Annotated in this window: 12 protein-coding genes; 9 read left to right on the forward strand and 3 right to left on the reverse strand. The window is 61.7% G+C overall.

Going from position 1 to position 12,194, the window contains the following annotated elements:
- Positions 1–16 precede the first annotated feature (16 nt).
- The 7 genes from hyi (at position 17) to ACEN8Q_RS15295 (ending at position 7,793) form a co-directional block, all read left to right on the forward strand.
- Positions 17–799 (forward strand): hydroxypyruvate isomerase, encoded by a 783-nt coding sequence (gene hyi / locus ACEN8Q_RS15265; protein WP_057398407.1) that lies wholly within the window; start codon positions 17–19, stop codon positions 797–799.
- A gap of 145 nt (positions 800–944) precedes the next feature.
- Positions 945–1,838, forward strand: a complete 894-nt coding sequence (locus ACEN8Q_RS15270) for a 2-hydroxy-3-oxopropionate reductase (protein WP_413705424.1) — start codon at positions 945–947, stop codon at positions 1,836–1,838.
- Positions 1,839–1,995: 157 nt separating this feature from the next.
- Entirely contained in the window at positions 1,996–3,276 is a 1,281-nt protein-coding gene (locus ACEN8Q_RS15275; protein ID WP_413705425.1) for a glycerate kinase, read from the forward strand.
- Positions 3,266–4,681, forward strand: a complete 1,416-nt coding sequence (gene pyk / locus ACEN8Q_RS15280) for a pyruvate kinase (protein ID WP_413705426.1) — start codon at positions 3,266–3,268, stop codon at positions 4,679–4,681. The genes ACEN8Q_RS15275 and pyk overlap by 11 nt, the downstream gene beginning before the upstream one ends.
- 131 nt (positions 4,682–4,812) lie before the next feature.
- The gene (locus ACEN8Q_RS15285; protein ID WP_413705427.1) at positions 4,813–5,727 is read left to right on the forward strand and encodes an urea transporter; all 915 of its coding nucleotides are present in this window, start codon (positions 4,813–4,815) and stop codon (positions 5,725–5,727) included.
- Positions 5,728–5,748: 21 nt separating this feature from the next.
- Positions 5,749–6,573, forward strand: a complete 825-nt coding sequence (locus tag ACEN8Q_RS15290; RefSeq protein WP_413428524.1) for an ion transporter — start codon at positions 5,749–5,751, stop codon at positions 6,571–6,573.
- Positions 6,574–6,794: 221 nt separating this feature from the next.
- Complete coding sequence (locus ACEN8Q_RS15295) at positions 6,795–7,793, forward strand: sulfate ABC transporter substrate-binding protein (protein WP_413428523.1); 999 nt, start codon at positions 6,795–6,797, stop codon at positions 7,791–7,793.
- Between the two features lie 129 nt (positions 7,794–7,922).
- Here the strand turns inward: ACEN8Q_RS15295 and ACEN8Q_RS15300 are convergent, their stop codons facing one another.
- A complete protein-coding gene (locus tag ACEN8Q_RS15300; protein WP_413705428.1) occupies positions 7,923–8,366 on the reverse strand; it encodes a hypothetical protein in 444 nt (147 codons plus the stop codon).
- Between the two features lie 106 nt (positions 8,367–8,472).
- The gene (locus ACEN8Q_RS15305; protein WP_413705429.1) at positions 8,473–9,102 is read right to left on the reverse strand and encodes a hypothetical protein; all 630 of its coding nucleotides are present in this window, start codon (positions 9,100–9,102) and stop codon (positions 8,473–8,475) included.
- 235 nt (positions 9,103–9,337) lie between these two features.
- Between ACEN8Q_RS15305 and ACEN8Q_RS15310 the strand changes: the two genes are divergently transcribed.
- Both ACEN8Q_RS15310 and ACEN8Q_RS15315 read left to right on the forward strand, forming a co-directional pair.
- Entirely contained in the window at positions 9,338–10,543 is a 1,206-nt protein-coding gene (locus ACEN8Q_RS15310; RefSeq protein ID WP_413705430.1) for an MFS transporter, read from the forward strand.
- A gap of 89 nt (positions 10,544–10,632) precedes the next feature.
- Positions 10,633–11,520 (forward strand): LysR family transcriptional regulator, encoded by an 888-nt coding sequence (locus tag ACEN8Q_RS15315; protein ID WP_413705431.1) that lies wholly within the window; start codon positions 10,633–10,635, stop codon positions 11,518–11,520.
- Between the two features lie 14 nt (positions 11,521–11,534).
- On the opposite strand, the gene phnN is transcribed toward ACEN8Q_RS15315, so the two are convergent.
- Entirely contained in the window at positions 11,535–12,086 is a 552-nt protein-coding gene (gene phnN / locus ACEN8Q_RS15320; RefSeq protein ID WP_413705432.1) for a phosphonate metabolism protein/1,5-bisphosphokinase (PRPP-forming) PhnN, read from the reverse strand.
- Positions 12,087–12,194: the final 108 nt, after the last annotated feature.

Here is a 12,194-nt window from a genome sequence, read left to right on the forward strand (position 1 = left end):
CATACGGGAGACCACCATGCCGCGTTTCGCAGCCAACCTGTCCATGCTGTTCACCGAACAGGACTTTCTTGCCCGTTTCGAAGCGGCCGCCAAGGCCGGCTTCAGCGGTGTCGAATACCTGTTCCCGTACGACTTCAGCTCCGCCGAAATCAAGGCCCAGCTCGACGCCAATGGTCTGACCCAAGTGCTGTTCAATCTGCCGGCCGGTGACTGGGCCAAGGGCGAACGCGGTATCGCGTGCCTGCCGGATCGGGTTGAAGAGTTCCGTGCCGGTGTCGACCTGGCCATCGCTTACGCGAAAGTGCTGGGCAACACCCAGGTCAACTGCCTGGCCGGTATTCGTCCACAAGGCGTCGACGATGCCACTGTGGAGAAAACCTTCGTCGCCAACCTCAAGTACGCGGCCGACAAGCTGCAAGCGGCGGGTATCAAGCTGGTGATGGAAGCGATCAACACCCGTGACATTCCAGGCTTCTACCTGAACAACACGGCGCAAGCCCTGTCGATTCGCGAGCAGGTCGGCAGCGCCAACCTGTTCCTGCAATACGACATCTATCACATGCAAATCATGGAAGGCGATCTGGCCCGCACCCTGCAATCGCACCTGGGCGAGATCAACCATGTGCAGCTCGCGGACAACCCGGGGCGCAACGAACCAGGTACCGGTGAAATCAACTACCGCTTCCTGTTCGAACACCTGGACCGCATCGGTTATCAGGGCTGGGTCGGTTGCGAATACAAGCCGCTGACCACCACTGAAGCCGGTCTGGGCTGGCTCAAGACCCATAACGCAATCTAACGCAGCCCCCTGTAGGAGCGAGCATGCTCGTGATGTAGGCCCAGACAACGCGGGGCATCAGACGGCCCGCATTATCGTTAACGTCCATCGCGAGCATGCTCGCTCCTACAGATAAGCAGCAGCACAAAAACAAGAGGATTTTCTCATGGCTAAAATCGGATTTATCGGCACCGGCATCATGGGCCACCCAATGGCAGCGAACCTGCAGAAAGCCGGCCACAGCCTGTTCCTGTCGGCCCACCACGACCCTGCGCCTGCCGACCTGGTCGCCGCTGGCGCCGTTGCCCTGGCGAACCCGAAAGAAGTTGCCCAGGAAGCCGAGTTCATCATCGTCATGGTGCCGGATACCCCGCAGGTCGATGACGTGCTGTTCCGCGCCGACGGCGTTGCCGCTGGTGTTGGCAAAGGCAAAGTGGTGATCGACATGAGTTCGATCTCGCCGACCGCCACCAAGGCTTTCGCTGCAAAGATCAACGAAAAAGGCGCGCAATACCTCGACGCCCCGGTCTCCGGCGGTGAAGTCGGCGCCAAGGCTGCGACCCTGAGCATCATGGTCGGCGGCGATGCCGACGCCTTCGAACGCGCCCTGCCGCTGTTCCAGGCCATGGGCAAGAACATCACCCTGGTCGGCGCCAACGGCGACGGTCAAACCGCCAAGGTGGCCAACCAGATCATCGTGGCCCTGAACATCCAGGCCGTGGCTGAAGCCCTGTTGTTCGCTTCGAAGAACGGTGCCGATCCAGCCAAGGTGCGTGAAGCACTGATGGGCGGTTTCGCGTCCTCCAAGATCCTCGAAGTGCACGGCGAGCGCATGATCAAGGGCACTTTCGATCCAGGCTTCCGCATCAGCCTGCACCAGAAAGACCTGAACCTGGCCCTGCAAGGCGCCAAGGAGCTGAACATCAACCTGCCGAACACCGCCAACACCCAGCAAGTGTTCAGCACCTGCGCGGCCATCGGTGGCAGCAACTGGGACCACTCGGCGCTGATCAAGGGCCTGGAACACATGGCGAACTTCTCGATTCGCGACAAGAAGTAAGCCTGTCCCGCCCTGCATCAAACCTGTGGGAGCGGGCTTGCTCGCGAAGAGGGAGTGTCAGTCGACATGGATACTGACTGAACCACCGCTTTCGCGAGCAAGCCCGCTCCCACAGGGTCCGCGACAAACCCAATAACAAGAATTCCGGGAGCCCGCCATGTCGGTCGATCCGCAACAATTGCTGCGCGAGCTGTTTGCCACAGCCATCGACGCGGCGCATCCGCAACAAGTCCTCGAAGCCCATTTGCCTGCCGACCGCAGCGGTCGCGTGATCGTCATTGGTGCTGGCAAAGCCGCAGCTGCCATGGCCCAGGTGGTCGAGCGCTGCTGGCAGGGTGAAGTGTCCGGCCTGGTGGTGACCCGTTACGGTCACGGCGCCCCTTGCGAAAAAATCGAAGTGGTCGAAGCCGCGCATCCGGTACCGGACGCTGCCGGCCTGGCCGTGGCCAAGCGTGTGCTGGAACTGGTCAGCAATCTCAGCGAGAACGACCGCGTGATCTTCCTGCTCTCCGGTGGCGGCTCTGCCCTGCTGGCACTGCCGGCCGAAGGCATCACCCTGGCCGACAAGCAGTCGATCAACAAAGCCCTGCTCAAGTCCGGCGCAACCATCGGCGAGATGAACTGCGTGCGCAAGCACCTCTCGGCGATCAAAGGCGGCCGCCTGGGCAAAGCCTGCTGGCCTGCCACGGTCTACACCTATGCGATTTCCGATGTACCGGGCGACCTCGCCACGGTCATCGCCTCCGGCCCTACCGTGGCCGACCCGAGCACGTCGGCCGAAGCGCTGGCAATCCTCAAACGCTACGCCATCGAGGTTCCGGCCTCGGTGCGCACCTGGCTGCAAAGCCCCGAATCGGAAACCGTCAAACCCGGTGATCCGAGCCTGGCGCGCAGTCATTTCCAGTTGATCGCCCGCCCACAGCAATCCCTTGAAGCGGCGGCGGTGAAATGCCGTCAGGCCGGATTCAGTCCGCTGATCCTCGGTGACCTCGAAGGCGAATCCCGCGAGGTGGCGAAAGTCCACGCCGGCATCGCGCGGCAGATTGTCCTGCACGGCCAGCCGCTGGCGGCGCCCTGCGTGATTCTCTCGGGCGGTGAAACCACCGTCACCGTGCGCGGCAATGGCCGTGGCGGGCGTAACGCCGAATTCCTGCTGAGCCTAACCGACAGCCTCAAGGGCCTGCCCGGCGTCTATGCGCTGGCCGGTGACACCGACGGCATCGACGGTTCGGAGGACAACGCCGGCGCGATCATGACCCCGGACAGCTACGCCCGCGCCGCAGCAATGGGGTTGAGCGCCAGCGACGAGTTGGACAACAACAATGGCTACGGCTACTTCGAGGCACTCGACGCCCTGATCGTCACCGAGCCGACCCGTACCAACGTCAACGACTTCCGCGCCATCCTGATCCTTGAGAGCACTAAACATGACGCCTGACAAAAAGGTCAAAATCCTCGCCACCCTGGGTCCGGCCATCGACGGTATCGACGACATCCGTGAGCTGGTGCTGGCCGGGGTCAATATCTTCCGCCTGAACTTCAGCCATGGCGATCACGCCGACCACGCCCAGCGTTTTCAGTGGATTCGTGAAGTCGAGCGCCAGCTGAATTATCCACTGGGCATTCTGATGGACCTGCAAGGCCCGAAACTGCGGGTCGGCAAGTTCGCCGATGGCAAGGTACAACTGGTACGCGGCCAGGCCTTGCGCCTGGACCTTGATGCCACGCCAGGCGATGAGCGCCGGGTCAACCTGCCACACCCGGAAATCATCGCCGCGCTGGAACCAGGCATGGACCTGCTGCTGGACGACGGCAAATTGCGTCTGCGGGTAGTGACCAAGTACGCCGACGCCATCGACACCACCGTGCTCAATGGCGGCGAACTGTCGGACCGCAAAGGCGTGAACGTGCCGCAAGCGGTGCTCGACCTGAGCCCGCTGACCGCCAAGGATCGCCGTGACTTGACCTTCGGTCTGGAGCTGGGTGTGGACTGGGTGGCGCTGTCGTTCGTACAACGTCCCGATGACATCCGCGAGGCCCGCACACTGATCGGCGACAAGGCCTTCCTGATGGCCAAGATCGAGAAGCCCTCGGCCGTCGAACAACTGCGCGAGATCGCCGAACTGAGCGATGCGATCATGGTCGCCCGCGGTGACCTGGGTGTGGAAGTGCCGGCCGAAAGCGTGCCGCAGATTCAGAAGAACATCATCAGCACCTGCCGCCAGCTCGGCAAACCGGTGGTGGTGGCGACCCAGATGCTGGAGTCGATGCGCTTCTCCCCGGCGCCCACCCGCGCCGAAGTCACCGATGTGGCCAACGCCGTGGCCGAAGGTGCGGACGCAGTGATGCTGTCGGCGGAAACCGCGTCCGGCGAATACCCGCTCGAAGCCGTGCAGATGATGAGCAAGATCATCCGCCAGGTGGAAAACGGTCCGGACTATCAGACTCAACTCGACGTCAGCCGACCGAAAGCCGAGGCGACAGTTTCCGACGCGATCAGCTGCGCCATTCGCCGCATCAGTAACGTGTTGCCGGTGGCGGTGCTGGTGAACTATAGCGAGTCCGGCGCATCGAGCCTGCGCGCGGCGCGGGAGCGGCCGACGGTGCCGATCCTCAACCTGACACCGAACCTGCAAACCGCCCGTCGCCTGAGCGTGGCGTGGGGTGTGCACTCGGTGGTCAACGACCGCCTGCGTCAGGTCGATGAAGTCTGCTCGACGGCACTGGAGATTGCCCAGGCCCAGGGCATGGCGCAGCGTGGCGACACGTTATTGATCACCGCCGGTGTGCCCTTTGGGCAGCCGGGATCGACTAACTCTTTGCGCATTGAGACATTGATTTAGCGCCTGAACTGGCCTCTTCGCGAGCAAGCCCGCTCCCACATTGGTTTTGTGTCGTTCACAGAACCAATGTGGGAGCGGGCTTGCTCGCGAAGCAGGCGACACGATTCACCGGAAACACCACAGACTTCATCATGCCTGCCAACCATTTCAACACCCACTGCCCCGACTGGGCCGAAGCGTTGCTCAACGGCTTCAGCCAGATCTTTCTCCAGCGCAATCCGCTGTGCGGCCTGCTGTGCCTGCTGGCCATTCTGTTCACGGCGCCCGCCTTGCTCGGCGGCGCTTTGCTCGGCGGTGTCGCCGGGCTGCTCACCGCGCAACGTCGCAACTATGCCAAGGCTGATCGCCAGGCCGGGCTGTTCAGCTACAACGGCGTTCTGCTCGGTCTGTTGCTGAGCCTGTATTTCCCCTGGTCGGCGATGATGCCGCTGCTGATTCTGGCCGCCGGTGGCCTGAGCGCGATGATCACCCAGCAGTGGCTCAAACGCGTCCGGGTCAGCCAATACCTGCCGGCCTACACCGCGCCCTTCGTCGGACTCGGCTGGTTGCTGCTGTGCTTCGCCACGCCCTCGACAGAGCCGCATTTGATCGAAGTCAGCACCCTGAACATGCTCGCCGCGCCACTCAAAGGTCTTGGTCAGGTGATGTTCCTCGGTCATCCATTGGCCGGTGCGATGATTGCCGCCGGTTTGCTGATCGCCGATCGTCGCGCATTCGGCTGGGCGTTGCTGGCGTCTGTCGCGGGCATGGGCTGGAGCCTGCTGCACCACGACTTCTACAGTGCATTGCTCGGTCTCGGCGGCTATAACGCCGTACTCGCCGCCCTCGCCTTCAGCTCGCAGCGTCGCCATCCTTGGCTGCCGCTGGTTGGCATCGGCCTGGCGCTGGCGCTGACGCCGGTCTTTGCCGCCATCGGCCTGCCGACGATGACCGCGCCGTTCATTCTTGCCTGCTGGCTGATCCGCAGCGTTGTGCAGATGCTCGGCAAAGCCACCGTCGAAAGCACGCCTTGCGCTAACGGGGAGAATCAACCTAGGCTGCGCTGATTTGCGGCCAAGGCGATGTGCATGATCAGCAACGACACGTGGCGTAATCGCCTGTACGTGATTATTTTCCAGACCGATACCGTTGCCGGGCGACGCTTCGACACCGCCCTGCTGCTGATCATCTTCGCCAGCCTGGTGGTGGTGATTCTGGACAGCATCGATGACGTCCACCAGAACTACGCCAGCCTGCTGGCGTTCATCGAGTGGGGCTTCACGGTGATCTTCCTCGGCGAGTACATCCTGCGCCTGTACTGCTCGCCCAAGCCCCTGCGCTATGCCTTCAGTTTCTATGGCCTGGTGGACCTGCTGGCCATCGTGCCCGGCGTCCTCGCGCTGTATTACAGCGATGCCCAGTACCTGCTGATCATCCGGGTGATCCGGATGCTGCGGATCTTCCGCGTGCTCAAACTCGGTCCCTACCTCAAGCAAGCCCATTACCTGCTCGATGCCCTGCGCGGCAGCAAGCAGAAAATCCTCGTGTTCCTGCTCAGCGTCTGCACCCTGGTGACGGTGTTCGGCACCCTGATGTACGTGGTCGAAGGCCCGCAACATGGCTTCACCAGCATTCCCAAGGGCATTTACTGGGCGATCGTCACCCTTACCACCGTCGGCTACGGCGACATCGTGCCCAAGACTGCACTGGGCCAGGTCATCTCGTCGATGGTGATGATCACCGGTTACTCGATCATTGCCGTGCCCACCGGGATCTTCACCGCCGAACTGGCCACGGCCATGCGTGGCGGCCAGTTGCAGCACGACTGCCCGGTGTGTGCGAAAAACAGCCACGAACAGGAAGCGTCGTTCTGCTCCCGTTGCGGCAATGCGCTATTCAAGAAACGGGAATAAGCAAAGAGCTTTTTAATCTTTAAAGGACTATACGAGCCCGGTTATAGTCGCTGGCAAAATCGTATCGACCGCACCACTTGCAGGAGCGAGCTCTCTCGCGAAAAACGCCAGGACAACGCGGGCACTCAGACAGCCCGCGTCACCGTTAGCGTCCATCGCGAGCAGGCTCGCTCCTACAGTGTTGGTGCGGCGGCTCCTACACAAAGAACAAGGAATGCGCAGTGAAAAAACTCTTTGGCGCCTCACTTCTCGCCGCTGGCCTGGCCCTGGGCAACATCGCCCAGGCTGCACCGACCCTGCTCAACGTCTCCTATGACGTGATGCGAGATTTCTACAAGGACTACAACACTGCGTTCCAGAAACACTGGCAAGCCGAGCACAACGAAAACATCACCCTGCAAATGTCCTTCGGCGGCTCCAGCAAACAGGCGCGCTCGGTCATCGACGGTCTGCCGGCTGACGTGATCACCATGAACATGGCCACCGACATCAACGCCCTGGCCGACAACGGTAAACTGGTCCCGGACAACTGGGTCACACGCCTGCCGAACAACAGCGCGCCGTTCACCTCGGCCACCGTGTTCATCGTGCGCAAAGGCAACCCGAAAGCCCTGAAGGATTGGCCGGACCTGCTCAAGGACGGCGTTCAGGTTGTCGTGCCGAACCCGAAGACTTCCGGTAACGGTCGCTACACCTATCTCTCGGCCTGGGGCTACGTGCTGAAAAACGGCGGTGATGAGAACAAGGCGAAGGAATTCGTCGGCAAACTGTTCAAGCAAGCGCCAGTACTCGATACCGGTGGTCGTGCCGCCACCACCACCTTCATGACCAACCAGATTGGCGACGTGCTGGTGACCTTCGAGAACGAAGCGGAAATGATCGCCCGCGAGTTCGGCCGTGATCAGTTCGAAGTCATCTACCCAAGCGTTTCCGCCGAAGCCGAGCCACCGGTGTCGGTGGTCGACAAATCGGTCGACAAGAAAGGCACCCGCGCCGCCGCCGAGGAATACCTGAAGTACCTGTGGTCGCCTGAAGGCCAGGAAATCGCCGCCGCCAACTACCTGCGCCCGCGTGACCCGGCCGTGCTGGCCAAGTACACCGACCGTTTCCCGAAAGTGGACTTCCTGTCCGTCGAGAAGACCTTCGGTGACTGGCGCACTGTGCAGAAGACCCACTTCAATGACGGTGGGGTTTTCGACCAGATCTACAGCGGTCAGTGATGATCTGAACACTGCAACGCCTGTGGGAGCGGGCTTGCTCGCGAAGAGGCCATCACATTCAACATTGATGTCGACTGTTGCGCCGCCTTCGCGAGCAAGCCCGCTCCCACAGTTTTTTCACCTGTAATTTCAGCTCAGGTTGCCGCAGAAAATAGCCTGGTGACCATCGGCCGGGCTTTCACGCACCACCAGGGCATAGCCGCCGGCTCGAAGGGTCTCGACCGCGACCGGTGCGCTTTTCCAGAAATACTGGTGCGACGCCGCCGAATAGAACCGCGCATTCGGTCCGTCATTCATGTCATAGGCCGGTTTCGCCCCCAGGTTCGCGCAACTGCCCGGGTAGATGTAAGCCAGCAGACGGCCCGGTAACGCACTGCCCATAGGCTCGCCGCTGACCGCAAACCAGAACACGGTGTCATGCCCACTGGGCATCATGATCGGTCGGCCGATTTTCCCGGCATTGGCCGAGGTGCCATACAGGGGAACGTTGGTGACCTGGTTGTCAGGCACTGTCGAACATCCGCAGAGCCCGCCGACTGCTACGACAAACGCCAGCGAAGATACGATTTTCATCGTGATACTCCCGCTTGTAAGGACTCATTGAAGTGATCCCCCCTGTAGATTCTAGCTACCGGGGTTTTGCGGGTTTTTCTTCGGATGGTTGGTTGCCAAGTACCGGCTACATCGGCGGTGTCACGCCATCCTTGCCCGCCGAGATGGATTGAGCGGTGAGCGTGCCGTCAGCGCTCTGCGTCACAAAGGTCACGATCTTCACGCCCACCTTCAACAGGCTGCGATCGGCCGGCATCAGGTTGACGATGGGTACGTCTTCGGGCACCAGGATCTTCTGTTGGCCGCCCTTGTAGTTGACGGTTAGCACCCGGCCATTGCTCACCACCAGGTCGCCGACGCTGCCGTTGGTCATGCTGCTGCCCTTGACCAGGTCAAACGGCCGATGACCGTCGCCACTGCCGGCCAGTTCCGGCGGGAAAACGTGGACCTCCAGGGCCTTGAGGGTGCCATCCTCCTGAGGAATAGCGGCTGAGCCAATGTAGCTGCCGGGCTTGATGTCTTCGATGTTGGCCAGGGTCACGGCGCGGACCTTGGTGTCCTTGGTCAGATTGATCACCACGTTGTCGCCGCTGTTGGCATGGACTTTCAGAGCGTCCGGGCTGACGCCGGTGATCTCGCCACGCACACCGATGCGCGTGCCGGGTGCGTCTTCGGCCAGAACCAGGCCAGCGCTGAAGACGCTGGTCAAGGTGACGAATGAAACACAGCGAATCAGCTGACGGAACATCGCATTCATGGAGCGACCCTCTGGCTACAAGACGTGGAGAGAGAACATAAGCACGCTATCGAACAAGAAGTAAGTGAATGTATCATTCACCTCCAGTGTTCTGACGCAAGGCACTTCGGCGCACGACACACGCGTCCGCCAGTCATTCCGCAATGGAATGATTACTATCACTCCAATCCCGCTTCCGCCGTTTCAGTCAGCCCGTTAGCCTGCGCGCAATCCTTTCCGTACAGCGAGACCCGTTATGAACCCAGCGACCCAGGTGCCCCACGGCACCGCGACAATGACCCGAGGCTTGGTGCTGTTGTTCGCCTTCTGCTGTGGCGCCATTGTCGCCAACATCTACTACGCCCAGCCGATCATCGGCCTGATCGCCCCGGACATCGGCCTGACCAATGCCATGGCCAGCCTGATCGTTTCCCTGACTCAGATCGGCTATGCGCTGGGCCTGTTTTTCCTGGTGCCGCTGGGGGACCTGCTGGAGAACCGCCGGTTGATGATCACCACCACGCTGGTGGCGATTGTCAGCCTGCTGGGTGCGGCGTTCACCGATCAGCCGAACGTGTTCTTGCTGATTTCGCTGTTGGTGGGGTTCAGTTCGGTCTCAGTGCAAATCCTGATTCCGCTGGCTGCGCACCTGGCGCCGGAAGAAACACGTGGCCGCGTGGTTGGCGCAATCATGGGCGGTTTGTTGCTGGGCATCCTGCTGGCCCGGCCGGTGTCCAGTGTGGTAGCCGACCACTTCGGCTGGCGGGCGATGTTTGTGATTGCCGCGGTGTTGATGGCGGCCATCAGCATCGTGCTGGCGGTGACCATTCCCAAGCGTGAACCGGATCACAGCGCGTCCTATGGCCAATTGCTGGGCTCGCTGTGGACGCTGTTGCGCAAGCAACCAGTGCTGCGCCAGCGTGCGTTTTACCAGGGCTGCATGTTTGCCACCTTCAGCCTGTTCTGGACTGCCGTGCCGCTGGAGCTGGCGCGTAATCACGGTTTGTCGCAAAGCGAGATCGCGATTTTCGCGCTGGTGGGAGCCATCGGCGCCATTGCCGCCCCGATCGCCGGACGCCTGGCCGATGCCGGACACACCCGCATCGCATCATTGCTGGCCCTGCTGTTCGCCAGCCTGAGTTTCGTGCCGGCGTTCATCCACCCGGCCTACAGCGTCATCGGCCTGGCCGTGACCGGCGTGGTGCTCGACTTCTGCGTGCAGATGAACATGGTCCTCGGCCAGCGCGCGGTCTACGCCCTCGACGGCAAAAGCCGCAGCCGCCTGAATGCGTTGTACATGACCAGCATCTTCATCGGCGGCGCCTTCGGCTCTTCGGTGGCCAGCGCGGTGTACGAACACGGCGGCTGGTTGTGGATCGTGATCGTCGGCAGTGCGTTCCCGCTGCTGGCCTTGCTGCGGTTCCTGAGTGTTTCGCAGAAGGTTTCGCTGGCGACGGCATAAGCCGCAAAACCCGGTCGGATCGCCGACCGGAGCAGGCTCGCTCACACACTGGGCCCGCGTTGTTTTTCAGAACAGTACAAGGACTCTGGATGGACCGCCTCGGCGCAATGGAAACCTTCGTCTACGTGGTGGAAACCGGCTCGTTTTCCGCCGCCGCACGGCGCCTGAACATCGGCCAGCCTGCCGTGTCGAAAACCATCGCGCAACTTGAGTCGCGGTTGGCGGTGCGGCTATTGCTGCGTTCGACCCGGGGGCTGACGCCCACCGAAGCCGGGCTGGCCTTTTTCGAACGGGCCAAGCGTGCCATCGAAGAAGCCGACGAGGCCGACAACGCCGCTCGCGGTTCTGCCAGCGGGCTGAGTGGCAACCTGCGTATCTGTACGGCAGTCACCTTCGGCCGGCTGCATATCGTTCCGCACCTGGGCCCCTTCCTGGAGCAAAACCCGGAGTTGAACATCGACCTGATGCTCGATGATCGCAATGTCAACCTGGTAGAAGAAGGCATCGACATCGCCCTGCGCATGGGCGCCCTGAACGACTCGGGCCTGACTGTGCGCAAGATCGCCGAATGCCGGCGCATGGTACTGGGCACACCGGCGTACTTCGCAAAACACGGCGAACCTGCCTGCCCCGCCGACCTGTGCAAGCACCAGGCAGTCGTCTACACCCTTGGAGGAGGCGCCAGTTGGCCATTCAACAAGGCCGGCGAGGAACAATCGGTCATCGTCAGCGGCCGGATCCGCGTCAATGCCGCCGAAGGCCTGCGAGAAGCCGTGCTGGCCCATCAGGGACTGACCTTGGCCTCGCAATGGATGTTTGCGCCGGAACTGGCCGACGGTTCGGTCCGGGAAGTGATGAAGGACTGGACACTGCCGAACCTGGATTTGTGGGCGGTTTTCCCCACGGGGAGAATGGCCAGCGCCAAGGCTCGGGCGTTCGTGGAGTATGTGCAGGGGTTGTTGACCAGGAAGGCCTGACAGGCAGCCGGGGGTTACTCGTCAATGCAGAGCAGCAACCGTTCGACCGTTTGCTCAAGCGGCCCGGAGTTGTCGAGCACGTGCACGGCCGGGTCCTCCGCCAGCAGTTGCTCGCTGAATCGGGCATTGCGTGCCAACCGCTGATCGATCTCGATCGGCGATTCCCGCCCGCGCTCCAGCAAGCGCTGGCGCAGTACTGCCTGATCCACAGTCAACAACAGCACCAACGCGTTCGGATAGCGCAGGCGCGTGTTCTGCAAATGCCCGCGAGAACCATTGACCAGTACGTCTTGCCCGGCGGCCAGCCAATCGTCGATTTCCCGTGGGATGCCATAGGACAACCCATTGGCGTGCCAGCTCAGGGCAAATGCGCCCTGGGCCTCCATATCGGCGAATTCCTCTGCACTGACGCCCAGCGCCGCTTCGCCCACAGCTTCCGCCGAACGCGTGATGACCCTTCGCACGATGCGGCAGCCGCGTTCGGCCAACCGTGTTCGCGCAGCATCCAGCAGGCTGTCCTTGCCCGAACCTGAAGGCCCGATGAGATAGATCAACCTGCCTGCCATCAAACCAACCTCTTCATTTGTCGCCCTGCTTGCCGTACCCACGGCAGACTGTCCTGATTGCTCTTGCATCAGATCAGCCCGCAGGCCCGGCGTATGATCCATCACCGA

This window comes from Pseudomonas sp. Pseusp16 (genome assembly GCF_047324915.1).
GTDB classification, from domain to species: Bacteria; Pseudomonadota; Gammaproteobacteria; order Pseudomonadales; family Pseudomonadaceae; genus Aquipseudomonas; species Aquipseudomonas fluorescens_CD.